The 22,257-nt window shown below is 57.2% G+C and carries 26 protein-coding genes; 1 reads left to right on the forward strand and 25 read right to left on the reverse strand.

Annotated elements, in window-relative coordinates; genetic code table 11:
• Positions 1–8 precede the first annotated feature (8 nt).
• From U8U01_RS09910 to miaB, 17 genes are all read right to left on the reverse strand, one after another.
• Positions 9–1,109 carry a DivIVA domain-containing protein gene (locus U8U01_RS09910; protein WP_322173805.1) on the reverse strand — a complete coding sequence of 367 codons (1,101 nt, stop codon included), beginning with the start codon at positions 1,107–1,109 and terminating at the stop codon, positions 9–11.
• Between the two features lie 15 nt (positions 1,110–1,124).
• Complete coding sequence (locus tag U8U01_RS09915; RefSeq protein WP_322173807.1) at positions 1,125–1,871, reverse strand: YlmH family RNA-binding protein; 747 nt, start codon at positions 1,869–1,871, stop codon at positions 1,125–1,127.
• Between the two features lie 2 nt (positions 1,872–1,873).
• Positions 1,874–2,383 (reverse strand): cell division protein SepF, encoded by a 510-nt coding sequence (locus tag U8U01_RS09920; protein ID WP_322173809.1) that lies wholly within the window; start codon positions 2,381–2,383, stop codon positions 1,874–1,876.
• 49 nt (positions 2,384–2,432) lie between these two features.
• Positions 2,433–3,170 carry a YggS family pyridoxal phosphate-dependent enzyme gene (locus U8U01_RS09925; RefSeq protein ID WP_322173810.1) on the reverse strand — a complete coding sequence of 246 codons (738 nt, stop codon included), beginning with the start codon at positions 3,168–3,170 and terminating at the stop codon, positions 2,433–2,435.
• A complete protein-coding gene (locus U8U01_RS09930; protein WP_322173811.1) occupies positions 3,148–4,470 on the reverse strand; it encodes a biotin/lipoyl attachment domain-containing protein in 1,323 nt (440 codons plus the stop codon). Before U8U01_RS09930 ends, U8U01_RS09925 begins: the two co-directional genes overlap by 23 nt.
• The gene (gene miaA / locus U8U01_RS09935) at positions 4,467–5,444 is read right to left on the reverse strand and encodes a tRNA (adenosine(37)-N6)-dimethylallyltransferase MiaA (protein WP_322173812.1); all 978 of its coding nucleotides are present in this window, start codon (positions 5,442–5,444) and stop codon (positions 4,467–4,469) included. The genes U8U01_RS09930 and miaA overlap by 4 nt, the downstream gene beginning before the upstream one ends.
• The gene (gene mutL, locus U8U01_RS09940) at positions 5,441–7,375 is read right to left on the reverse strand and encodes a DNA mismatch repair endonuclease MutL (protein ID WP_322173813.1); all 1,935 of its coding nucleotides are present in this window, start codon (positions 7,373–7,375) and stop codon (positions 5,441–5,443) included. The genes miaA and mutL overlap by 4 nt, the downstream gene beginning before the upstream one ends.
• 25 nt (positions 7,376–7,400) lie before the next feature.
• Positions 7,401–7,823: a GNAT family N-acetyltransferase gene (locus U8U01_RS09945; protein WP_322173814.1), complete on the reverse strand. Its 423-nt coding sequence runs from the start codon at positions 7,821–7,823 to the stop codon at positions 7,401–7,403.
• 6 nt (positions 7,824–7,829) lie between these two features.
• On the reverse strand, positions 7,830–8,450 hold the full coding sequence (locus U8U01_RS09950) for a hypothetical protein (protein WP_322173816.1): 621 nt from the start codon (positions 8,448–8,450) through the stop codon (positions 7,830–7,832).
• A 3-nt stretch (positions 8,451–8,453) separates the two neighbouring features.
• The gene (locus tag U8U01_RS09955) at positions 8,454–9,215 is read right to left on the reverse strand and encodes a class I SAM-dependent methyltransferase (protein ID WP_322173818.1); all 762 of its coding nucleotides are present in this window, start codon (positions 9,213–9,215) and stop codon (positions 8,454–8,456) included.
• 20 nt (positions 9,216–9,235) lie between these two features.
• Complete coding sequence (gene mutS, locus U8U01_RS09960) at positions 9,236–11,851, reverse strand: DNA mismatch repair protein MutS (protein ID WP_322173820.1); 2,616 nt, start codon at positions 11,849–11,851, stop codon at positions 9,236–9,238.
• A 31-nt stretch (positions 11,852–11,882) separates the two neighbouring features.
• The gene (locus tag U8U01_RS09965) at positions 11,883–12,305 is read right to left on the reverse strand and encodes a YlbF/YmcA family competence regulator (RefSeq protein ID WP_322173823.1); all 423 of its coding nucleotides are present in this window, start codon (positions 12,303–12,305) and stop codon (positions 11,883–11,885) included.
• A 5-nt stretch (positions 12,306–12,310) separates the two neighbouring features.
• Positions 12,311–13,267 carry a DUF3795 domain-containing protein gene (locus tag U8U01_RS09970; protein WP_322173824.1) on the reverse strand — a complete coding sequence of 319 codons (957 nt, stop codon included), beginning with the start codon at positions 13,265–13,267 and terminating at the stop codon, positions 12,311–12,313.
• A 17-nt stretch (positions 13,268–13,284) separates the two neighbouring features.
• Positions 13,285–13,617, reverse strand: coding sequence for a hypothetical protein (locus U8U01_RS09975; protein WP_322173826.1), 333 nt, complete (start codon positions 13,615–13,617; stop codon positions 13,285–13,287).
• Positions 13,618–13,686: 69 nt separating this feature from the next.
• Positions 13,687–14,238 carry a flavodoxin family protein gene (locus tag U8U01_RS09980; protein WP_322173827.1) on the reverse strand — a complete coding sequence of 184 codons (552 nt, stop codon included), beginning with the start codon at positions 14,236–14,238 and terminating at the stop codon, positions 13,687–13,689.
• 5 nt (positions 14,239–14,243) lie between these two features.
• A complete protein-coding gene (locus tag U8U01_RS09985) occupies positions 14,244–14,705 on the reverse strand; it encodes a DUF5301 domain-containing protein (protein WP_322173829.1) in 462 nt (153 codons plus the stop codon).
• A gap of 20 nt (positions 14,706–14,725) precedes the next feature.
• On the reverse strand, positions 14,726–16,102 hold the full coding sequence (miaB, locus tag U8U01_RS09990; protein WP_322173831.1) for a tRNA (N6-isopentenyl adenosine(37)-C2)-methylthiotransferase MiaB: 1,377 nt from the start codon (positions 16,100–16,102) through the stop codon (positions 14,726–14,728).
• An 801-nt stretch (positions 16,103–16,903) separates the two neighbouring features.
• On the opposite strand from miaB, the gene U8U01_RS09995 reads away from it, so the two are divergent.
• Complete coding sequence (locus tag U8U01_RS09995; RefSeq protein ID WP_322173833.1) at positions 16,904–17,365, forward strand: hypothetical protein; 462 nt, start codon at positions 16,904–16,906, stop codon at positions 17,363–17,365.
• 65 nt (positions 17,366–17,430) lie between these two features.
• Here U8U01_RS09995 and U8U01_RS10000 read toward each other — a convergent pair whose 3' ends face one another.
• The 8 genes from U8U01_RS10000 to hydG all read right to left on the reverse strand — a co-directional run bounded on the left by U8U01_RS10000 (position 17,431) and on the right by hydG (position 22,054).
• Positions 17,431–17,949: a phosphotransferase gene (locus U8U01_RS10000; protein ID WP_322173835.1), complete on the reverse strand. Its 519-nt coding sequence runs from the start codon at positions 17,947–17,949 to the stop codon at positions 17,431–17,433.
• Positions 17,922–18,338 carry a hypothetical protein gene (locus U8U01_RS10005; RefSeq protein WP_322173837.1) on the reverse strand — a complete coding sequence of 139 codons (417 nt, stop codon included), beginning with the start codon at positions 18,336–18,338 and terminating at the stop codon, positions 17,922–17,924. Before U8U01_RS10005 ends, U8U01_RS10000 begins: the two co-directional genes overlap by 28 nt.
• A complete protein-coding gene (gene hydF, locus U8U01_RS10010) occupies positions 18,338–19,552 on the reverse strand; it encodes a [FeFe] hydrogenase H-cluster maturation GTPase HydF (protein WP_322173839.1) in 1,215 nt (404 codons plus the stop codon). The genes U8U01_RS10005 and hydF overlap by 1 nt, the downstream gene beginning before the upstream one ends.
• Before the next feature lie 90 nt (positions 19,553–19,642).
• Complete coding sequence (locus U8U01_RS10015; protein ID WP_322173841.1) at positions 19,643–19,765, reverse strand: hypothetical protein; 123 nt, start codon at positions 19,763–19,765, stop codon at positions 19,643–19,645.
• Entirely contained in the window at positions 19,765–19,911 is a 147-nt protein-coding gene (locus U8U01_RS10020; protein WP_322173842.1) for a hypothetical protein, read from the reverse strand. Before U8U01_RS10020 ends, U8U01_RS10015 begins: the two co-directional genes overlap by 1 nt.
• A gap of 6 nt (positions 19,912–19,917) precedes the next feature.
• Positions 19,918–20,109 carry a hypothetical protein gene (locus U8U01_RS10025; RefSeq protein ID WP_322173843.1) on the reverse strand — a complete coding sequence of 64 codons (192 nt, stop codon included), beginning with the start codon at positions 20,107–20,109 and terminating at the stop codon, positions 19,918–19,920.
• Positions 20,110–20,123: 14 nt separating this feature from the next.
• The gene (locus U8U01_RS10030) at positions 20,124–20,537 is read right to left on the reverse strand and encodes an EamA family transporter (RefSeq protein ID WP_322173850.1); all 414 of its coding nucleotides are present in this window, start codon (positions 20,535–20,537) and stop codon (positions 20,124–20,126) included.
• Between the two features lie 68 nt (positions 20,538–20,605).
• The gene (gene hydG, locus U8U01_RS10035; protein ID WP_322173844.1) at positions 20,606–22,054 is read right to left on the reverse strand and encodes a [FeFe] hydrogenase H-cluster radical SAM maturase HydG; all 1,449 of its coding nucleotides are present in this window, start codon (positions 22,052–22,054) and stop codon (positions 20,606–20,608) included.
• Positions 22,055–22,257 lie beyond the last annotated feature (203 nt).

Here is a 22,257-nt window from a genome sequence, read left to right on the forward strand (position 1 = left end):
CGCCAGCCTTACCGCTTGCGCCTGCGGCCGTCTATCTCAACCCCGTCGCCAAAGGGCAGGTTGCTGTAGTGGCTGCTCTTCTCCCGGCGCAATGCTTCAGGGATGTTGCTGTGCGCGTTCAAGTCTATGCCCACTGCGGACAAGCCTGTGTCCTCCATATAATCCGCCGGCGGCTGCGAGGGCTGTAGCTGCTCCTGCACATAATTCACCCGGTCATTCAACGTACGCACCGGCGGCTGGGGCTGCTCCTGCCGTGTGTGAGCCGGCAGGGGCTCCTGGCTTACAGGCGGGCGCGTTTCCCGCTTGGGGGGCGCAGGCTCCCGCCGCGGCTGGGGCACAGGGGCAGGTTCCTCTATGGGCGCACGGTATATCTCACGGGGCTCCGCCTCCTGTACAGGCGGCTGTGGTTCCACCGGGACGGGGGCTGGCATCTCCACCCTGGGCGGTTCAGGCTCTACCACCGGCGCCGGCGGTTCCGGCTGGCGCACGGGCTCTGGCGGAGGCGCCGGCTCAAAGCGCTCCTCCTTCTGGCGGAACACAGGGATATGGTCAATACACTCCAAATGCTTTTTGTACATCTCCAGCAAAGAGGAACGGAACGCCGTCACCTGGCGCTTGATCTCCTCCAGTTCCGACTTCTTTGATTCCGCCTGCCGGGTATATTCCTGCACCGCTTTCGCGGCGTCCTCCTGGGCGTGGCTTGTAATACGCCGGGCCTCCTCGTTGGCCTCCAGCAGCTTGGCCTCTGCCTGGGCCCTGGCATCCTGCAAAATAGCGTCCGCCTTTTGCTGCGAGTCCTTCACCAGGTCCTTCGACATCCGCTGCGCGTTGATAATCGCCTCTTTGATCCCTTCCTCTTCCTCCCGGTAAACCTCTATTTTCTGGGCAAGTATGGATAATTTCCGCTGTGCGTCGGCGCTTTTGGCGGCAAGGTCCGCATTCAGCGCCGCCATTTCCCCGGCCTGCTTAACCGCCGCGTCCCGCTCCCCCAGCAGTTCCTGGAAAGACGCGGCAACCTGGTCGATAAAATTGTCCACATCCTCCGGTTTATAGCCGGAAAACCCGGCCTTTCCAAAACTTACCTCGTTTATTTCCTTTACCGTCAGCATTCGGAAGTTCCTCCCCTATTGGTATTTCCTACATTCCACAGTCAAGCGGCCCTTGCCAGTCAAAGGCCCCAAACGGTCTACAACAAACTTCCCGCAGCCTCTTATGGAAAGAATGTCATTCTCCTCAACCCGACAGTCCGTTTCCAGTATTTCCTGATGGTTAACCGCCACCAGCCCAGCCGTAATCATCCCGGCGGCTTTCTCCCGGCTGGTACGGCACAGCAGGGCCGCCATACAGTCCAGCCGGTTAGAGGCTACCACGCCCTTAACAGGCTTATACGTCCGTATCAGCGGCAAAGGCGCCTCATATCCCGCCGATATCTTAACGCCTACCCGCCCTATTTTCTTTATGTTGTCCAAAAAGTACCGGCTCATTTCCTCCCGGACAAAAACCACACAGCGTCCTTCCCCTATCAGGATATCCCCCACCACTTCGCGCTCGATCCCCAGCCCCATAAAGGACCCCAGGAAATCCCTGTGCCCCAGCTTATCTTCCTTACGGTAGGTCAGGGTCAGCGGGGCGATCGGGAAAGCCTCTGCGTCCGCCTCCATGTAATCCGGGAAAAAGCCCGCCATCACTCTTTCCGCCTCTGGATGCCCGCCCCACAGCAGGGTATTCCCCCCGCCTTTTCCAAGCTGTTTCTGACAAAAAGCTGCCTGGCTCTCATCCAAAAAGCCTAAAAAGCACGGCCTGCGGCGGGCAGCCCGCAAGCAGTCCTCTATTTTCGCCTGTAACAGCGCTGTATTCCCTTTTTTCTCCATAGCTAAAAGTATATCCCGTTATTTTCCAGCTCATCCAAAAAAATCTCGCCGGTCAGGTCAACGGTATAGGGGGTAATAATAAAGGTGGCCGTCGCAATACGCTTGATCTTCCCGTTATTGGCATACGCCACGCCGCTCAAAAAGTCCACAATGCGCCTGGCCACATCCTTCTCCGTATTTTCCAAGTTCAGCACCACCGCGTGGCGGCGCAGCAATTCATCCGCCACAGAGCGGATCTCTTCCCCAAAAGAAACCGGTTTGCAGACTACGACCTGCAACTGCGTTTTATTGTTCAGGCTGACCACCCGTCCCTGGCCGGGCGCGGTGCTCCGGGGCGTATAGCTGGAGGAAAACGCGGAAAACGAAGAGATATTCCCTCCCTGCGGCTCATCCCTGCCGAATTTCAGTTCCTCTTCTGTTTCTTCCGGCTCTTCCGCCGGGATATCCTCGTAGTCATACTCGTCATCCGGCGAGCCCCAAATCTTTTGCAGCTTATCCCTCAGCCCTGCCATAATCGCTTGCAAACCTCCCTTAATCTCTAACCGGCCCTTCTAAAAGCCCTCAGCCTGCCATAGGGCCATAGTCCCTTGCGCCAAACAGCAAAGACCCCACACGCACCATGTTGGCGCCATGCCGGATCGCGACAGGGAAGTCCGCGGACATCCCCATCGACAGGCACGCCATATCTACATTATCCATGCTTTTCCCCTTTATGTCAACATAATATTGCCTCATCTTAGAAAAATAGCGGCCAAGTTCTTTTTCATCACTACATATAGGGGGTACTGTCATCAGCCCCTTCACCCGCAGCCCTGGCAAAGCCCGTATCTCGTCCACAAATTCCAGCAGGCGCTCCGGGGCCACACCGCCCTTATTTTCTTCGCCGCCTATATTCACCTCCACCAGCACATCCATCGTCCGCCCGTCTTTTTGGCACAGCCGGGAGATCTCCCCGGCCAGTTTCCTGCTGTCCACCGACTGGATGCAACTGACCTTCCCCATCAGGTATTTCACCTTGTTGGTCTGTAGCTGGCCGATGAACTGCACATCACAGCCGGCATGGTCCACGGCGTCATATTTATCCAGCAGTTCCTGCACCCGGTTCTCGCCAATGCACTGCAAGCCGCGGCTGATGGCGTAGTTGATCACCTCCACCGGCACGGTCTTGGTGGCCGCCAGCAAGGTGACCTCCTCCGGTTTCCGGCCCGCCTGTCCCGCCGCCAGGGCAATCTGCTCCATAATGGCCTGGTAATTCCTGTCAAACGCCGCAAAGCGCTCAGTCAACAAGTTTTCCGTCATATAAATCCACCCCTCCTATCACTACCTGGTCATATAACTGTACGGTCCGCTCGGTCACAAGGCTTTCCTGTTCCTGCTCGGTCAATTCCGTTTTGCACACAGCATAGCCGTTTACATCCTTTTCAGAAAATATCTGCACAAAATGCAGTTGGCCACCATACATCACATACACGCCCTTTACATTCTCCTTGACTTTTGTGACCGTATTGCCCGCCTCGTCGGTTTCCGTATATTCCACGTCGCAGAAATGCAAAGCCTTTTCGTTCACCAGCACGCCGGAATAGGTCTTTACGTTCACCTGTACGGTTTCATTGCGCACCATCGCAATATCCGCGTCCATATACGTGCATTCAAACACCACGGCTGTCTTGCCACTGTCCGCATTCCGGTTTTTCGCCACAATACGCGCCGGTATCGTGGCGGTGCTGGCAAAGGGTATATCCAGGCTGACTTCCTCTATGCCCTCAAACTTCACCATATCCATGTCGCTGAACAGGCAAACCAAGTACCACTTGAAGTCCGAACAGATCTTCCCCACCGAGGACAAAGTCCCGCCCCCGTTCTCCATGGCCAGCAGCTTTTCCACCTTATCGGGCGTAATCTGCATCATATCCTCTACATCCACAACGGTTTCAAAGCCGTCGGTGGCCCCAATAAAGTAGCCTGCCTCCGGCGAGGTAATGCTCTCCACCGCATGACCCGCCTCCACCGTCAGCCGATCCTTTTCCTGTTCCAGTTCAAGTACCCGTTGGGCGTAATCCTCCGCGGTTTCCGCCCCGGAGATAACCTGCTTGCGGCTCAAGGCTATCAACAAGTCCTCCTTGTATTTGGTTACCCCTGAAAAATCATTCCGCTGCACATCCAGCAATATCCCGGAAAGGGAATCATAAATCTGGTCCCCTGCCGATGTAGAGGCGGATACCACCCGGTCCAGGGGCTTTGCCAGCGCGGAAAGGCTGTTGATCTCCCGTTCCAGGCGGTCGGCCCGGTTTTGGGCGGCGGCGTCGCTTTCGCTCACAAACACATCGGCAATCACGCCCCCCGTGGAGATCCGGGTGCCGTTCCCCACCCGGTAGTTCAACACCCCGCTGTAGCTGCTTTCGATCACATTCTCCTCCCGCACCGCAAAGCCCTGGGCCTGTAAAAAGTCAGATACCTCCCCGTACAGGGCCGCCTCCGTGGTTATCTTGCTGTTTGAAAAGGCGTCCAGCCGCCTGTCCACCACGCTGAAACACACATACAGCAAAATCAGTATCGCCATACAAACCACCACAATGGCCCGTATCTTCCGGTAGTTCAAGCAACCCCACCTCCGTCCTCCCAAAAGTTGTCTTCCCGCAAAACCCTTATGCATTCTTCCACGGCCCGCTCCGGCGAACCCAGTTCATCCATATACAGGTACCTTGCCTCCGGCTCCCTGGCAAACCAGGTGATCTGCCGTTTCGCGTAGCGGCGGCTCTCCTGTTTGATATTCTCCACCGCCTCCTGTAAGCCGGTTTCCCCCGCAAAATAGGGGAACAGCTCCTTATACCCGATGGACTGGGCAGCGGTAGGCAGCTTATCCACCGTCCTACAGTATTGGAAAAACCGGCGCGCCTCCTCCAGCAGGCCGTTTTCCAGCATCCTGTCCACCCGTTCGTTAATACGCGCATAGAGTTTCTGCCTGTCCCGGTAGGCCGGGCAGAACATCACGTACCGGTAGGGCGGCCGGGCCGTTTGAGAGCGGGCCGCCTGCTGGGAAAAGGGCTCCCCGGACAGTAAACAGTATTCCAGCGCCCGCAACACCCGTTTGCGGTTGTTGGGGTGTATCTGCCCGGCCGCCACCGGGTCAAGCCCTGCCAGGCGCCGGTGCATCGCCTGGGCCCCCGCTGCCTCCGCCTCTTGAAAAAGCCTTTCCCGCAGCCCGTCGTCCCGGTACATCTCCTTAAAGTCAAACCCCCGCAGCAGGGACCGGGCATAAAGCCCCGTCCCGCCCACCAATACCGGCAGTTTGCCCCGTTGATGGATCCCCGCTATGGCCTTGCCCGCCTGTTTTACATAATCCGACACGCTAAAGGGCTCCTCCCACCCCAGCACCCCCACCAGATGATGAGGAACCGCCGCCAGTTCTTCCCTTTCCGGCTGGGCCGTGCCAATTTCCAGCCCCCGGTAGATCTGCATAGAATCGCAGGAAACGATCTCGCCCTCCAGTTTTTGGGCCAAAGCCAGCCCCAATGCGGTTTTGCCTGTGGCAGTGGGCCCGGTAACGGCTATCAGCTTTTTCTTTCCGTTCATTGCACTCTCCCAAATTGTTTTTCCAGTTCCCGCCGTTTCAGTAGCACATATACCGGCCGGCCATGGGGGCAATACCTTACCGCCGGGTTGCGTTCCAGTTCCCTGGCCAAAGAAACCAGTTCCTCCATGCTGGTGTGATCCCCCGCCTTCATGGCGGCCCGGCAGGCCACATTATGGTACAGCCAATCCATATGTTCCGTGCTGATCTCCGTTTTCTGCCCGGCCAACCGCCCGGCCACTTCCATAACCGCCCAGGCGGCGTCCTCGCCGTCCAGCATCAGCGGCGCCGAACGCACCAGCACCGTGCCCGCCCCAAAGTCCGATACCTCAAATCCCGCCTGGGCCAATGCCTCCTGGTGGGCCAATACGGCCGAGTACTCGTCTTTGTCCAGGCTCACGGCCACCGGCTCCAGCAAGGCCTGTGCTTCACAGCCATGCCTGCCCGCCTTAAGCCGCTCATAAAGCAGCCTTTCATGGGCGGCATGCTTATCTATAAACATCAGCCCTTCCTTGCCGTACTCCACCATAATGTACGTCCCAAAGGCCTCCCCCAATATCCGGGTAGACAGCATGGCCTGGGGGCTGTCGGCCAAAGCCCCTACCGGCTCCACAGCCGGTTCCGCCACAGTGGGCGTATCATGGGGTAATGGCAAATCCTGTAAAGGCAGATCACTTGCCGCCCCTCCATCCCCATCGCCTGCCGGAACGGCAGGCCGTTCCCTTCTCTCCTCTATGGAAACAATCGGCTTGGGCACGCTGTTCAATATCTCAAACACCGGCCCCGTCACCTCCGGCAGCTTTTGGGCAGGCAGCCCGCTGTCCCGCAAGGCCGCCACCGGCGCTGGCCTGGGCGGTACCGGCAGGGTGGTCTGCTCATGTTTCTCCAAAACCGGCGCGTACGGCGAGGGGGCCGGCCGTTTCAGTTCCATTTCCTTGGGCTGGTCGCCGGCTTTCAGCGCGGAACGCACCCCATGGTACACGGCCTCAAAAACCGGCCTTTCGTTGACAAACCGCACCTCCAGTTTCGCCGGGTGGACATTCACATCCACCGCGCCCCAGGCAATCTCCATATGCAGCACGCAAGCCGGGAACTTGCCCACCATGATCGACCCCTTATAGGCCTCTTCCAAAGCCGCCATGGCTGTACGGCTGCGGATAAACCGCCCGTTAATGAAGAAATGCTGCATACTGCGCTGGGGCCGGCTGGCCGCGGGCCTACTGATAAAACCCTTTACCTTTACATGGTCCAACGTATACTCCACCGGGATCAGCGACCGGGCAAATTCTTTGCCATACACCGCGTAGATGGCAGAGGAAAGCTTGTTATCCCCCGGAGTGTGTAGCTGCTCCTTGCCGTCCCGTATAAATCTTAGGGAAATCTCCGGGTGCGACATGGCCAGCTTGTCCAGTACCCCCGCCACAGAGTTCCCCTCCGTGGTATCCTTTTTCAAAAACTTCATGCGGGCAGGCGTGTTGAAGAACAGATCCCGCACCACAATGGTCGTCCCCTGGGGGCAGCCGGCCTCCTCCAGCACAGCTTCCTCATCGCCGCCGCAAACATACCGGGTGCCCGTACTGCACGCGGCCGGGCGGGAAAGCATTTCCACATGGGCCACCGCCGAGATAGACGCCAGCGCCTCCCCCCGAAACCCCAGGGTGCCGATCGAGTCCAGATCCTCCTCGCGGGCCACCTTGCTGGTAGCGTGGCGCAAAAAGGCCACCGGCACATCCTCCGCCGCAATGCCGCAGCCGTTGTCCGTCACCCGCATATAGGTAACGCCCCCCCGGCGGATCTCCACCGTCACCACGCTTGCCCCTGCATCCACGGCGTTTTCCACCAATTCCTTGATCACTGCCGAGGGCCTCTCCACCACCTCACCGGCGGCAATCAGCTCCGCCACCTGCTTGTCCAACACACGGATTTTCGGCATTGCCCCATCTCCTTTCCACAGCGGTTCACAGTTTTTTCATAAAAATGATCTCCAACGGCTCCCCCGGCAGCAGAAGAGAGCCGCAGTCCACATACCCGTGGCTGCGATAGAAAAACTGCCCCTGTTCATCAGCCTGGGAGGAGGTCAGTACCATGCCATACCCCTGGCGCCTCATTTCCTCCTCCCAAAAGGCTGTAAGCTGCCCGCCATAGCCCTGCCCCCGGCAGCCCTCCACAACAAAAAGCAGGTTCATAAAGGGCGTATTGTCCCAAAACAGATTATACCGCATCCACCCGGAAAAACGCTGCCCGTTCTCCAGCACAATAACCCGTTTCCGCCCGATTAGCGCCGCCAGTTCCTCTCTGCCTACGTGCCTGTCGTAGCTGGCCAATAATTCCAGGTCGCCCGCCCCGGCATACCGTATAATATTTTGCATCGGTTCCTGCATATATCGTCAATCCTCCTCCGCCATACGGTCAAAATACACGTCGCAAAACCGGTGCCACTTCACCACATATTCCCCGTGAGGGATCACCGGCAAGTCATAGGGCGTATGCACGCCGCGTTTCCGGGCCTCTTCCACAAAGCCAAGGATATACCCATTGGCAGGCTCTATAAAGGCAAACACCTTGTCAAACCCCAGGTCCACAGCCGCCGCCAGCCTGGTGTGGCCGTCCTGGGAAATATACCGCCCCTCCCAGGGCATAACAGGGACCACCACATCCGCCGGCCCCTTCACAAAGGTGCGAACCGCCGCCAATTTCTCCTGGTCCACATAGAACTGGGAGGGCTGTAAATCATCCAGCTTTACCGCAAACCGCTCTACCGGCGGGTATTGGGCAACCATCTCTCCCGCCATGTCATAAAAATCGCAAATATGCCCGGCATAAAACCGGAAGTCCTCTATCACCACGGCGTAAAGTTCACGCCTTGCGCCCCGTATCCGGGCTGTATGCTCCCCCACCACTTCCACCTCATAGGGCTCCCCATCCACCAAAAAGGCCCCGTGCTGATCCAGCACGGCCTGGGAAAACCTGGGGTCCCCATAGGTATCTATCCGTGTGATGTCCGGCATCTCTCAGCCCTCCTTCACCGCCTGGGTGGCCAAATAGCACGGGATATGGTGCTCGTGGAACGTCCCCGCCCCATTGGTATCCTCATATAGCGCCACCAGCCGGAATCCCGCCTCCAACTGCCCGCCAATCTGCTCCTCCATGGTGTGGGAAAACTGCATCCCATCCCCCTCCGCCTCCAGTTGCCGCCGCTGTTCCGGGTTTTTTACCGGGTCAAAGGGGAAAACGCTCAGTTCCTCCCGCTTATCCTCGTCAACAAACAGGAAGTTGATCCCGTTGTCTAACCCCGAAAGCAAAATACCGCCCGGCGCCAGCACCCGGAAACACTCTTTGAAAATCGGCTTTACCTCCTGTACATAGCAGTTGGAAACCGGGTGGAAGATCAGGTCGAACGCGCCGTCCGCAAAGGGCAGGGGCTTGGTCATGTTCCCCCGCACCACCTGCATCTCATACCCTTCCCGCTGCGCCACCATCCGTTCACTTTCCAGTTGCCGCGGCGAATAGTCCAGCACCGTGCATACCGCGCCCAATGCGGCAAAAATAGGCATTTGCTGCCCGCCGCCGCTGGCCAGGCCCAATACCCGTTTCCCTTTTAAGGGGCCTCCAAACCACGCCTTGGGCACAGGCTTGGTGGGTGTCAAAAGCATCTCCCACTTGCCCTCCAGCGCATCCAAATACTCCTGGTGAGAGATCGGTTTCCCCCACTCCCAGCCCTCTTCTACCCACCGGTCAATGGTGGCCGCGTTTATATCCTGATAATGTTCCATATCCTAATCCATCCTTCTGTCTACTTTAATAGATTACACAATTCAAACAGCGTGTTCATGCACTCTATAGGGGTCAGGGCGTTTACATCCAGCGCCCGCAGTTTCTGCAAAACCTGGCCGTCCGTGCCGTCCATGGTCAGTTGCACTGGCTCCTCCCAGGGGCGGAACGCAGCCCGCTGGGCCGCCTGCCCGCCGTCCGCGCTTTCCAGTTCAGCCAGCACCTGCTTAGCCCGGCGGATCACCCTCTCCGGCACGCCTGCCAGTTTCGCCACCTCAATGCCAAAGCTGTCGTCCGCGCCCCCCCGCACAATACGCCGCAAAAAGGTAATATCATCCCCCCGCTTTTTCACGGCGATGTTAAAGTTCCGCGTGCCCGGCAAAAAGGCTTCCAGTTCCGTCAGTTCATGGTAATGGGTGGCAAACAGTGTCTTGGCCCCCACCAGCTTGGGGTCGTGTACATACTCCAGCACTGCCCTGGCAATGCTCATGCCGTCAAAGGTCGAGGTCCCCCGGCCAATCTCGTCAAAGATGATCAAACTCTTGGCCGTGGCGCTTTTAAGGATTTCCGCCACCTCGCTCATCTCAATCATAAAGGTAGACTGTCCCGCCGACAGGTCGTCCGAGGCCCCCACCCGGGTGTAAATGCCGTCCACAATGCCAATCTCCGCCACTGCCGCCGGCACAAAGCAGCCAATCTGGGCCATAATGGTGATGATCGCCGTCTGCCGCATATAGGTAGACTTCCCCGCCATATTGGGCCCGGTAATAATGGCCACCCTGGTGTCATTCATGTCCATATCCACATCGTTGGGCACAAAGGGGGTGTCACGCAGCAGCGCCTCCACCACCGGGTGGCGGCCGTCTTTCAGGTACAGTTTGCCGCTCACATTCACCACCGGGCGGGTATAGTCGTTCTTCACCGACACCTGGGCAAAAGAGGCCAGCACGTCCACCGTGGCCACAGCCCTTGCGCTCTGCTGCACCCGCACCAGTTCCGCCGCCACCCGCCGCCGGATACCCTCAAACAGTTTCCCTTCCATCTCCATACAACGGTCATGGGCGCCCAGTACCCGGTTTTCCAGTTCCTTCAGTTCCGGCGTAATATACCGCTCCCCGCCGGTCAAGGTCTGCTTGCGTATGTAACTGTCCGGCACCTTATCCTTATACGAGTTTGTCACCTCAATGTAATAGCCAAACACCTTGTTATAGCCGACTTTCAGCTTGGGTATCCCGGTGCGTTCCCGCTCCGTGGCCTCCACCGAGGCAATCAGCGCCTGCCCGCCGGTCATATCCTGCCGAATCTCATCCAGTTCCGGGCTAAACCCCTTCTTAATCAGTTTCCCCTCCCGAATGGTAAACGGCGGGTTCTCGTCAATGGCACAGTCAATCAGCCCCGCCACGTCTGCCAGCCCGTCGATCTGCCCGTCCAGTTCCTTCAGCAGCGTGGCCTGGCAGCGGCCCAATACCTGTTTCATCCCCGGCAGCTTTTGCAAGGCAGCGCAAAGGCTCCGCAGGTCGCGCCCATTGGCCGAGTCATTCACAATACGGGTCATAATGCGCTCCATATCGTGTATCCCCGCCAGTTGTTCCATCACATCATCCAGCAACTGGGCGTCCCCCACCAATTCCTCCACGGCGTTCAGCCGCCGGGTAATCAGCGCCGGGTTCAGCAGCGGGCGTTCCAGCCACGCCCGGATCATCCGCTTGCCCATGGCGGTTTTCGTCTTATCCAGCACCCACAGCAGCGAGCCCCTGTATTCCTTATTGCGCATGGTCGCCACCAGTTCCAGGTTGCGCACCGCGTTCAAATCCAGGTTCATGTAGGCCGATTCCCCATCCAGCTCCACATCCGTAATGCGCTCCAGGCCCCGTATCTGCGTACGCCCCAGGTAGTCCAGCAGCGCCCCCAGGGCCAGCACGGCCAGGGGTTTGTCCTCCAGCCCCAATTCCTGCAAGGTCCGGCCGGCAAACTGTTTTTTCACCGCCGTTTCCGCCAGTTCCCTGTTGTACAGCGCCTCGTCCATGCATTCCAGCGACGCCTGTAACTTGTCCCGGATAAACCCGCCCAGTTCCGTCAAATCCGTTACCTGCGGGTCAATCAGGATTTCCCTGGGTGAGAACCGGCTCAGGCGGTTTTTCAGTTCCCGCACCATATCCTGGGGGGCCGCCATGCCGATCTCCCCCACCTGCAACTCCCCGGTAGAAATATCCGCAAAGCAAAGCCCCACCCCAGCCTGCCGGTAGCACAGGGAGCAGATATAGTTGTTCCGGGCCTCATCCAGCATACTGCCCTCAAACACGGTGCCCGGGGTAATAACCCGCACCACCTCCCGTTTCACCAGCCCCTTGGCCGCCTTTGGGTCCTCCACCTGGTCGCAAATGGTCACCCGGTAGCCCTTTGCCAGCAGCCGGGTAATATACCCCTCCGAGCTGTGGTAGGGGATGCCGCACATAGGCGCCCGTTCCCCCTGGCCACAGTCCCGGCCGGTCAACGTCAAGTCCAGTTCCTGAGAAACGGTCTTGGCGTCATTAAAAAACATCTCATAAAAGTCGCCCAGCCGGAAAAAGAGGATCGAATTGGGGTTCTCCCTCTTCACTTCAAAATATTGTTTCATCATCGGCGACATATCCGCCATACCCACAGCCCCTTACCTGTTGATTTCCCGGTCAATGGCAGCCCGCGCAACTAGAGCAGTCGCCCCCGCAACTGGCCGCGTCATAGTCGCAGGTTTCCGGGTTTTCCCCCTCCGCGCACAGGTTGAGGATCCCCGTCACCCGCTGGAACACCGCGTCAAACTCATTTTTGGCGGCATTATAGCGCTGCATATGCGCATTGGCCATAATCTGGGCGTAAACCTCCCGGAACTCCTTGTTCAGCCGCTGCATGGTTTCGTCGTTGCGGTCCGGCTTGGCGGCCTCGTTGCTAATGGCCATGCGTTTCAGGTTGAATTCCCCAATCGCGTCCTGCAAAGCCTGGTCCTCGTCGCTGGCCTGCCGGGCCAGTTGCAATTCCACAAATTTGGGGTCAGCCTGGATTGCCTTCCCCAGTTCCCTTGTCAGTTCTATAATGTCCATACCTGTTTCCTCCATTTTATTCAGTTTTTCTTTCCGGTCAAATCTTTCCCCAGTATAATCAGGTGGAACCCTTCCGCGTACGCGTTGGGCTGGATCCCGATCACCCGGAAACCCTGGGCCAGATACCATTGATAGTCAACGCGGCTGCTGTCCAGCGCCGCTATTGCCCCGGCAATATCCTCCACCGGCCTACCGTGGATCGGGAACCCCACCGAACTGATGCCGCTGCGGAAGGTCAAATAGCCCTTCTCGCGGGCGTACGCCTCTGCCACCCGGAACAGTTCCCCCAGCTTGTGTTCCAGCTTAAAAACGCCGTTGTCGTCAAAGCCGCTGCATTCCAGCTCCAGCGCCCGGTAGCCCAGCAGTTCCCTGCACAGGATCCAGCCTTTGGGTTTCTCCCTGTCCACCCCCAAATACCAGCCCACCGTCCGAATGGTTTCGCCGATGTCCGTCAACTGGCCATAGGCGTCCGCAAAGGTGGGCCACCAGTCCGGCTTGATGCGGTGCATCAGCGCCGCCACCTGCCCGGCGCTTTGTTCTGTCAGCCGGTATATATGCATGGGCAGGCCCCTCTCCTTTCGGAAAGCGTCCATATACTTTTTACAGGCATATGCCTCCATCAGCTTTTCGTCCTCCCAGGTCCACAGCTTTTCCACATCGATCATCCGCGCGATCTCCTCCGGCGAAGGCTCGGCCGGATAGATCCCGCAGGGATAGCTTTCGCAGTACCCACAGTGGGCATACCCTTTCTCCCGCACACAATTTCTCGCCTTGCAGTTTCTGTCAAAAAGAACCGCGCCCTCCCCCTCACTGGCACAGCCGTCGCAAATAATCGTAGAGGGGTCGCCGGTAAAGGCCGGGTTCTGTTTCTTCCACACCGCGCAAATCTCCGCCCGGCGGTCCTCCCGTTCCACGTTGGGCCGGTAGATCAGGCAAAGGTCGCAGCGCATACCGCATTTGGCGTAAACTTCGCGCACGATGCTATACCTCCCTCCTATTTGACACGGTACCTTTTCTCAATCACCTTTTTATAGATAAGCACCAGCGCCGCCGCGCCTGCCGTGCCCAGGAGGCACATCAGCACAACCGCTGCCACAGGCTGCCAAAACGCTGCCAGGCCGGTGATAAAATAAATCACACCGTAGCCGCCCCACAGCCTTCCCATGGCCCGGTTGTAGCCGGGAAGGTCCGTAATACTCTCCCTGGGCACCTCCCGGCCGGACCAAAAGTTCATGGGCCTGTCCCGCAGCCTCCAGGCATAAATGCCGATGCCCAAAAAGATAGCCCCGCAGATCCAGAACACCACGAACAGAATCCACTTTTCCATGCCACTCGCCCCTCCAATTATACAAAAGATTTCTTATGTATCAAACCATCCCATCCCGGCGCCTTCCACCTACCGAAACCACGTTTCTGCCCATGCCCGCAGCGCCGGCTTGTGCTGCCCTATGTCCTCCCTGCCCTCTATCCCGCAAAAATACCGGCTGTCCGCCATGGCGACCCCCATATGCCCGCACCAGTGGGCAATGGTGTCAAGGATATGCTGGCACTCTCCCGGCCTGCTCCCTGTGCGCAGGGCCACCCCGTAGCAGCGTTTCCCCGGCCCCAGGGTTTTGTGTTCCGGGTCAGGGTTTGTGTCCCCATAGGGCGTGCAGCGGTCAATAAACACCTTAAACTGCCCCGGCACGTCCGCCCAATAGGAAGGCGCAGCAATCACCAGCACGTCCGCGGCGTCCAGCTTGCCCATAAGTAGCGGCATATCGTCCTGCCGCACACATTGGCGGGTGTGGTAGCACTGCTTGCACCCCAGGCAGTATTGGAGGTCATAATCCCCCAGGCAAACCACCTCCCCCACCGCCCCGGCCGGCAGCGCCTCCTGTATGGTCCACAGAATCTCCTGGGTTGCCCCATTATTTTTTGGGCTGGCGTTCAACAACAAAACCTGCATAGTTCTCACCTCGCATATTCTTTACTGGCGTAGTTTTCAATAGCCTGGTACGCATCTCCGGAGATCTCATAAATACCATTATACGGCTGCTCCAAAAAGTATTCCCCGTTCCGTGCGCCAGCACGCCTGTACACAAAAACCGTCGAGGTACCCCCGCCCCGGTGGCTAAAGTCCACCCGAATCAGCCCCTCCACGTTGGCCGGCATATCCTGGATGCTTTCGGCACGGGTCGTCCGCCCGTTCCCTTTGAGTATAAACAAAACATCCTCCCCGCAGGCGTCTGCCAGCGGGTACTCGCCCCCGTCCTGCCGGCTGAGGGTCACGCCCCGCAGGTTCTGGAAATCCGGCAGCCGCAGTTCATACTCCCTGCCGCCTGCCAGAAGAAAGTGGACCCCGGCAAGCAGCAGCACCATAAAGGCCCCGGTACCCATGAAAATCAACGCCAACTTCGTCTGTTTCGCACGCATATGAATCCGCCTCCTATCCGTTAATCCAACAGCCGGCCCCGCAGGCTCCAGCCTCTTGCCTCCGTAACCTCCACCTGGGCAAACTGACCCACCAGGCTTTCATCCCCCTGGAACAGCACCGTCAGGCTGCCCGCCGTACGGCCGGAGAGCATCCCGGTTTTTTCCTCCTTATTCTCCACCAGCACCCGCTGGGCAGAGCCCACCAGCTTTTGGCAGTTCCCGGCGGCGATGCCCTCCTGCACCTGTAGCAGTTCCGCAAACCACCGGGTCTTTTCCTCGTGGCTCACCGGGTCGGGCATCCCGGCCGCCCTGGTGCCCGGCCGGGGGGAGTAGATAAAGGTAAACAGGTTCACAAACTCCACCTCCCGGATCAGGCTGAGGGTGTCCCGGAACTCCGCATAAGTTTCCCCCGGAAAGCCCACAATCACATCAGAGGTAAAGGTAATATCCGGCATCACCTGCCGGGCGTAGCGGATCAGCGAAAGGTATTTTTCCCGGTCATACCGGCGGTTCATCTCCCGCAGCACCCGGTCGTTGCCGGACTGGAAGGGTAGGTGGATGTGGTGGGGTATATGCCGGCCCTCCGCCATCGCGTCAAACAGCTCCCTAGAGGCGTCTTTGGGGTGGGAGGTCATGAACCGCAGCCGGAAGTCCCCCTCCAGCCCGTCCAACCGGCGGAGCAGCCCTGCAAAGTTCACCGCCCCTTCCAGCCCCTTGCCATAGGAGTTCACATTCTGCCCCAGTAGGGTGATCTCACGGTACCCTGCCTCCACCAGGCCCTTGCATTCCCGGTAGATATCCTCCTCCCGGCGGCTCTTCTCCCGCCCCCGCACATAGGGCACAATGCAGTAAGAGCAGAAGTTGTCGCAGCCGTACATCGCCGTCACCCAGGCCCTGGACTTGCCGTCCCGCCGGATGGGTATATCCTCCCGGATAAACTTCTCCTCCTGGCCCAGCACCTGTACCTGCCGCCCCCCGGCCAGCACCTGGCACAGCATTTCCGGCAGCCGGTGGATTACATGGGTGCCAAACACCAGGTCCACAAAGGGGAACGTCTTTTGCAGGCGTTGGGCGATTGCCTGCTGCTCGGTCATACAGCCGCACACCGCCACCAGCAGTCCGGGCTTTTTCCGTTTCAGATGTTTCAAGGCCCCCACATTGCCGAACACCCGGTCCTCCGCGTGCTCCCGCACTGCGCAGGTGTTAAACAGGATCAAGTCCGCGTCCTCCGCGCTGTCCGCAAAGCCAAAGCCCATCTCTGCCAACAGCCCCTTTATCTTTTCCCCGTCCGCCACATTCTGCTGGCAGCCGTAGGTGCGCACAAAGGCCAACGGGGTTCCGGCCACCCGTTCCCCCATCCGTTCCCGTACCTCCGCCATATAGCGCTCTCTTTCCATAAGGCCGCCTCCCTCTGTGTCGGTTCCACTCTAAAAATCTTAATTATATATTCTAACACAAACCGCCCAAAACTGCAAGCCGATTTCCATGTCAGGCGAACCCCCACCCAATTCTCCCCGCCACTTCCCCTCAGCCGCAGCCCATCCCCCTGTCGATTGCCTCCCTCAAAACCTCCTCCATCTCTGCAATTAGCAAACGCCCGCCATCCCCATCCGGCCGGTTAAGACCGCAAAGCTTTGCCAATATACGCCCCCCCGTGGGCGAGCTCGCGCCCACTCCTCCCCGCCACTTCCCCTCAGCCGCAGCCCATCCCCTCTGGCGATTGCCTCCCTCAAAACCTCCGCCATCTCTGCAATCAGCAAACGCCCGCCATCCCCATCCGGCCGGTTAAGACCGCAAAGCTTTGCCAATATACGTCCCCCCCGTGGGCGAGCTCGCGCCCACTCCTCCCCGCCACTTCCCCTCAGCAGCAGCCCATCCGCCTCCCCCAAAAACTCCGCCACCCCATTACGCCCTTCGCACATCCCCCCCATCCGGCAGCCGCACACCTCCACTTGTTTCATAAAAGGATGTGAAAAAAGTTCCGGCAAAAAAGCACCCCAAAGTGCCCCATTTGCCCTCCCACCCCCTCCGCCCCTTGCAACCCCCTTTTAAGACCTGCCTACTATCTGCCTAATACCTGCCCAAGACCTGCCTAATAACCCCCCAATACCTTGTAAGGAACCCGTAAGGAAACCCCTCAGTTTTACGTAAATTTCCCCCTTTATACTAAAAACAGTAACCGAAAGGAGCCTTCCGGCATGAGAATAAACCGCCCGTTTCACAAGATCTGCCTTGAAAAAATGGCCAATGCAGCCCTGGCAATTTCCGGCTGCCTGCCCGGCGCCGTGTTCTATGTAAACATGGACCTGCCCACAAGCCAGGAGGCCGCCAACCACCATTTGTGCGATCATCTCTTCCGCGTAACACAAGATACAGCGTCCGTTGAGCTTGACTTCATCATAGAGGCCCACAATGCCAACGGCCTTCTCCAGGTTGTAGACAGCGCCACCCACACGCCCATCTGGCAACGAGAAATCCGCGACAGCCTGGTCTTTACCCAAAAAATCGGCCCCCTAAAAAGGGGGCGGCCCTATGCCCTCCGGTTTGCCGGTGCCGCCCCCAGCCGGACGGCCATCACCGTGTCCTCCCCCAGCGATAAGGTCAAGGAACTGGCCCGCCCCACTTATGCCCGCTCACCAGCCCAATTGGCTGAAACATAAATTATTGCAAAAAGCGCCTCCGATTTTTGACGCATATTGATCAAAAATCAGAGGCGTTCTTTTCTCTATTCACACAATTTGCACTGTTCCCGCCAGCGGTATAGCCATTCCAGTTGTCCGTCAATATCCTCGTCACGGAGGCAATCCGGGCCAAAAAGCTCCACAATGGTGGCCTGGGTAGAGAAATGCTGCATGGCTATCAGCGCATGAAAAGCCCCTATCTCTGCCTGGGTAAAATGGCTGTACCGCCCATATTCCGGCAAAAACCGCTCTAATAGCCGGTCAGAACGTGCCAGGTTCTCCTCGTCATAGCGGAAGTACTCCGTAGCGTCACAAATCAGTGTAGCGTCATACATGGGGAACCCCTTGCAAGAAGTGTCAAAGTCAAGCATATATAGCTTTCCCCCCTCCGCCCGCCGAAGGTTCCCGCAATACACATCGCCGTGGCAATAGCCCATAGGCAAGGTTTTCAGTTTACTCCACAGGCATTCTCCATATAACGCATATTCTTCTACCCTGTGGTACCCTTTTTTTCGTAGAATATCCACATACCGGCCTATGAAAAACTGCCTATCCCGCACCACCAGTGGGCCTTGGTAGCCCTCATCTCCCGATGCAGCCGCCCTACCAACGCCCCGGCCGCCTCTGCGTCCCGTTCAGGCTGTGCGTCCTCCCCCTCAATAAAGGCATACAGTACGATGAGCCCTTCATCACACCTAACGTAGGGAGCGCCGGTTTTTGTAAGTTGAATAGGCGGCACAGGGAATCCCCTGGCCTGCAAGTAAATTTGTACGTCAGCGCCTGCCATGGCTGTGTCTACCAGCGCAGGTTTCACCACCCGCAGGAAGTACTTCTCCCCACCGGAAAAGGCCGCATACGCCAGGCTGCCACTGTCCCTAAGCAACTCTAAGCGCTGAAACGGGCCAGAATAATGCCTATTAAGCTGGTCTAAAAGCTTATCCATCGCTTCCATCACTGCATCTCCCTGTCCATCAGGTGGAGGATTTCCGGGAATGGCTCCAAGCTGCGGCGCAAGATACCATGCATCTGGGCAATGGCCACCCCATAGTTGACAATCGGTACATCTGCCGCCTTTGCCCGGGCAACACGGCTCTGCATCTCCTTCTCGTTGAGCATACACCCGCCGCAGTGGACGATCAATGCATAGCCCGCAGGGTTTTCCGGGAACTCACCCCCAGAGGTAAAGTCATACTGCGGCTTTATGCCTGTATACTGCTCAATCCAGGCAGGCAGTTTGACTGTGCCAATGTCCCCACATTGGCGGTGATGGGTACACCCCTCCGAGATCAGCACGCGATCCCCTTGCCGCAAAGAGGCTAGCCGGGCAGCGCCTTTGGCCAGTGTTGGCAGGCTGCCTTTATACCTGGCAAACAGAATCGAAAAAGAGGTCAGCAGCACATCCTCCGGGGTGTCCTTTGCCACCCTTTCAAAAGCCTGCGAGTCGGTGATAACGATTTTTGGCTTGGCCGCCAGTACTTTTAGCGTACTTGCCAATTCCTCCGGCTGACAGGTAATAAAAGCACAATGGGCATCCAGGATATCCCGCATGGTCTGCTGCTGCGGCAAAATCATGCGTCCCTTGGGTGCGGCCGCATCAATAGGCGTTACCAGTACCGCAAGATCACCGGAGGCAAGCAGGTCAGATACCACCCGGCGTTCATTGGTAGCCTTACCGGCAAAAGACCCCAGTTTCTCTTTCAAAATCGTAATGTTTTCCCCCGTTTTTGCGCTAACAAACAGTATATCCGTATTTGGTTCCGGCCTGTTGGGGAGTAAATCCGCTTTATTCATTGCAATTACAAAGGGGAGGCCACGCTCCTTGAAAATGGCCACCAGTCCCCTGTCCTGCGCGCAGAGCCCTGCCAAGGCGTCCACAACCAGCACTGCAATGTCTGTCTTTGCCAGGATTTCCCTGGCCTTCTGTACCCGCAGAGAACCCAACGTCCCCTCATCGTCCAGGCCAGGGGTGTCGATGATCACCACCGGGCCGATAGGCAACAACTCCATTGCCTTCTTGACTGGATCCGTAGTCGTCCCCTTTATGTCTGATACAACCGCAAGCTGCTGGCCTGTCACAGCATTTACAAGGCTCGATTTTCCCGCATTGCGCATCCCAAAAAAGGCGATGTGTGGGCGCTCAGCGGAAACCGTTTCATTTAGGCTCATGTACATTTCACCCTTTCATTTTGGCCTGTTTTGGGTCTAAGCTAACCGCATTGCCGGGACGGCTATGCCGTTGCGATTTAATCCCCCATTTTAAGGCCAGTATTCCAAAAGCTTTTCGTCGATGGCGGCAATTTTCTCTGTACTGCGAATCTCGCTGTAAAGCGCTACCCTTTCCACTTCTTCCCGGTCAATCCGGGTATGCTCCCTTACCACTACTTGTTCCAGCCCAACAGATAGTCCTCTCCCATCTTTACAATGCCCAGCGCATGGTTCACCAGACTGTAAAGCTTGTCAACTTGACGCTCATCCAGAGGAATAATTTCCAGCAATTTATTGCCCTTTTCGCCCTTGACAAGCATTGTTCTTCACACCTTCTTTGTGTCTTCCACAAAAAGCTCCACATACCCGCACGCTGGGCATACAGCGCAGGAGAGTTTACCCATTTCCCTTGGGAACCATTTTCCATCCTCTGCGGCGACTATGCGCCAATAGCTGTCTGACTCAAACAGGGCGTAGCCTTCCTGCATTTCTGTCTGGCAACGCAGGCATTTTCTCATGGTTTTCCTCCTTCTTACAGTACCATCAGCAGTGTGCCCCCGCCGATTAGAACACAACCAATAGCGGATTTGATGGTAATTTTCTCGTGCAGGAATATAAATGCCAACAGCAGTGTTATCACCACGCTCATTTTGTCGATGGGCACGACCTTGCTGGCCTCCCCCATTTGCAGGGCTTTATAGTAACACAGCCAGGACGCCCCGGTCGCCAAGCCGGAAAGGACCAGAAACAGCCAGCTTTTCGGGGTGATTCCCGGCAACCCCGCCTGGGCATGGGTGATAAACACCATTGCCCAAGCCATAAGCACTACTACCAGCGTGCGGATGGCAGTGGCCAAGTTAGAATTAACACCTTCAATGCCCACCTTTGCCAAAATGGAAGTCAACGCTGCAAACACAGAAGACAGCACGGCAAACAGCAGCCACATATTCTTTTCCCTCATTTCATCCTCATCTCTCCGCTTGGACAATCATTTCGGGCCTCTATTTACGCCCCTTAGAATCGGAAATCCCGGCGGTTAGAATTCTGGATGTCCTTAATGTTCTGCTCCGCGATCTCCCGCACTTTTTCCTTGGGAATACGTTTCAACTCCTCTTTTACCATCTTATAGCCCACCTCTTTGGTAGCCGGGCTGGCATAGTCCTCCAGGTATTCGCTAAGGGTCATAAGGGCATTGGGGTGGCAGCAGTTGAGGATCTGGCCATTTTTGCACAGGCTCATAAAGCGGTCGCCGGTACGGCCCTCCCGGTAGCAGGCTGTGCAGAAGGACGGAATATGGCCATTCTCCATCAGCCAGCGGACTACCTCGTCCAAGGTGCGCTGGTCGGATACATCAAACTGCTCGGTGTCGTGGGGACGTTCCTCTTGGGTATAGCCCCCCACCGAGGTACGGGAGCCGCCGCTGACCTGGGAGATGCCCAGCCGCAGCAGCTTGGAACGCACAGCCTCCGTTTCACGGGTGGAGATGATCATGCCGGTATAGGGCACGGCCAGCCGGATACAGGCGGTGATATGGGCAAAGGTTTCGTCATCAATGCCGTTGTCAAACTGGGTCGGGTCAATATCGTCCGCCTTTTTTAGCCGGGGCACACTGATCGTGTGGGGCCCTACCCCATGCACTGCCTCCAAATGCTCAGCGTGCATGATAAGCCCAGCAAACTCGTACTTATACAACTCCAGGCCAAACAGCACACCCAGCCCTACATCGTCGATACCGCCCTCCATCGCCCGGTCCATTGCCTCAGTGTGGTAATCATAATTATGCTTGGGGCCGGTGGGATGCAACTGCTCATAACTCTTTTTGTGGTAGGTTTCTTGGAAAAGGATATAGGTGCCGATACCGGCTTCTTTCAGCTTGCGGTAGTTCTCCACCGTGGTGGCAGCAATATTTACATTGACCCGGCGGATATCGCCATTCTTGTGATGCACACTGTATATGGTACGGATGCACTCCAGAATGTACTCAATCGGGCTGTTCACCGGATCCTCGCCGGACTCGATGGCCAGCCGCTTATGGCCCATATCCTGCAAGGCGATTACCTCTGCCTTTACTTCTTCCTGGGTCAGCTTTTTGCGGGGGATATGCTTATTCACCGCATGATAAGGGCAGTAGACGCAGCCGTTGACACAATAGTTGGAAAGGTACAGGGGGGCAAAAATCACAATGCGGTTTCCGTAAAAGGCCAACTTGATCTCCTCGGCAATCTCATACATCTTCTCGATCTTCTCCGGGATATCGCAGGCCAGCAACACAGAGGCCTCCCGGTGGGTAAGGCCGGAACACACACAGCCTGTTTCTGTCTTTTTCGGCCGTGCCTTTTCCAAAATCTGGTCGATCAGCGCCTCATTGCGCTTGTTTTCCTCAGCATAACGGAGGGTTTCCAAAATTTCCTCATCGTTGATGAACTCCTCCGCGTGCAGGGATTTGGGGTCGTACTTAGCCATTTCGCATTACTCCTTTTCTTTGGGGCAGATTTCTCTTAGCCTCAGATTGTATTCTCTACGCAAAAAGCGTATTGACCTATTTTTTCTAGATAGTGTCTACACAAGGTAGAGGAATTGTGATAGAATGGAAGCATCAAAAAAGACAGGAGAGGAAAAGATGGATGCTTCCTATCACAGACACGACATAAGCGATCAAGTGTGGT

Origin of the sequence: Acutalibacter caecimuris (assembly GCF_034335085.1) — a bacterium.
GTDB lineage: Bacteria > Bacillota > Clostridia > Oscillospirales > Acutalibacteraceae > Acutalibacter > Acutalibacter caecimuris.

Excerpts from the sequence above, each read along its gene's own strand:
- U8U01_RS09910 (WP_322173805.1), bottom strand. The coding sequence starts at position 1,109 with ATGCTGACGGTAAAGGAAATAAACGAGGTAAGTTTTGGAAAGGCCGGG.
- U8U01_RS09915 (WP_322173807.1), bottom strand. The coding sequence starts at position 1,871 with ATGGAGAAAAAAGGGAATACAGCGCTGTTACAGGCGAAAATAGAGGAC.
- U8U01_RS09920 (WP_322173809.1), bottom strand. The coding sequence starts at position 2,383 with ATGGCAGGGCTGAGGGATAAGCTGCAAAAGATTTGGGGCTCGCCGGAT.
- U8U01_RS09925 (WP_322173810.1), bottom strand. The coding sequence starts at position 3,170 with ATGACGGAAAACTTGTTGACTGAGCGCTTTGCGGCGTTTGACAGGAAT.
- miaA (WP_322173812.1), bottom strand. The coding sequence starts at position 5,444 with ATGAACGGAAAGAAAAAGCTGATAGCCGTTACCGGGCCCACTGCCACA.
- mutL (WP_322173813.1), bottom strand. The coding sequence starts at position 7,375 with ATGCCGAAAATCCGTGTGTTGGACAAGCAGGTGGCGGAGCTGATTGCC.
- U8U01_RS09945 (WP_322173814.1), bottom strand. The coding sequence starts at position 7,823 with ATGCAGGAACCGATGCAAAATATTATACGGTATGCCGGGGCGGGCGAC.
- U8U01_RS09950 (WP_322173816.1), bottom strand. The coding sequence starts at position 8,450 with ATGCCGGACATCACACGGATAGATACCTATGGGGACCCCAGGTTTTCC.
- U8U01_RS09955 (WP_322173818.1), bottom strand. The coding sequence starts at position 9,215 with ATGGAACATTATCAGGATATAAACGCGGCCACCATTGACCGGTGGGTA.
- mutS (WP_322173820.1), bottom strand. The coding sequence starts at position 11,851 with ATGGCGGATATGTCGCCGATGATGAAACAATATTTTGAAGTGAAGAGG.
- U8U01_RS09965 (WP_322173823.1), bottom strand. The coding sequence starts at position 12,305 with ATGGAGGAAACAGGTATGGACATTATAGAACTGACAAGGGAACTGGGG.
- U8U01_RS09975 (WP_322173826.1), bottom strand. The coding sequence starts at position 13,617 with ATGGAAAAGTGGATTCTGTTCGTGGTGTTCTGGATCTGCGGGGCTATC.
- U8U01_RS09980 (WP_322173827.1), bottom strand. The coding sequence starts at position 14,238 with ATGCAGGTTTTGTTGTTGAACGCCAGCCCAAAAAATAATGGGGCAACC.
- U8U01_RS09985 (WP_322173829.1), bottom strand. The coding sequence starts at position 14,705 with ATGCGTGCGAAACAGACGAAGTTGGCGTTGATTTTCATGGGTACCGGG.
- miaB (WP_322173831.1), bottom strand. The coding sequence starts at position 16,102 with ATGGAAAGAGAGCGCTATATGGCGGAGGTACGGGAACGGATGGGGGAA.
- U8U01_RS09995 (WP_322173833.1), top strand. The coding sequence starts at position 16,904 with ATGAGAATAAACCGCCCGTTTCACAAGATCTGCCTTGAAAAAATGGCC.
- U8U01_RS10005 (WP_322173837.1), bottom strand. The coding sequence starts at position 18,338 with ATGGAAGCGATGGATAAGCTTTTAGACCAGCTTAATAGGCATTATTCT.
- hydF (WP_322173839.1), bottom strand. The coding sequence starts at position 19,552 with ATGAGCCTAAATGAAACGGTTTCCGCTGAGCGCCCACACATCGCCTTT.
- U8U01_RS10020 (WP_322173842.1), bottom strand. The coding sequence starts at position 19,911 with ATGCTTGTCAAGGGCGAAAAGGGCAATAAATTGCTGGAAATTATTCCT.
- U8U01_RS10025 (WP_322173843.1), bottom strand. The coding sequence starts at position 20,109 with ATGAGAAAATGCCTGCGTTGCCAGACAGAAATGCAGGAAGGCTACGCC.
- U8U01_RS10030 (WP_322173850.1), bottom strand. The coding sequence starts at position 20,537 with ATGTGGCTGCTGTTTGCCGTGCTGTCTTCTGTGTTTGCAGCGTTGACT.
- hydG (WP_322173844.1), bottom strand. The coding sequence starts at position 22,054 with ATGGCTAAGTACGACCCCAAATCCCTGCACGCGGAGGAGTTCATCAAC.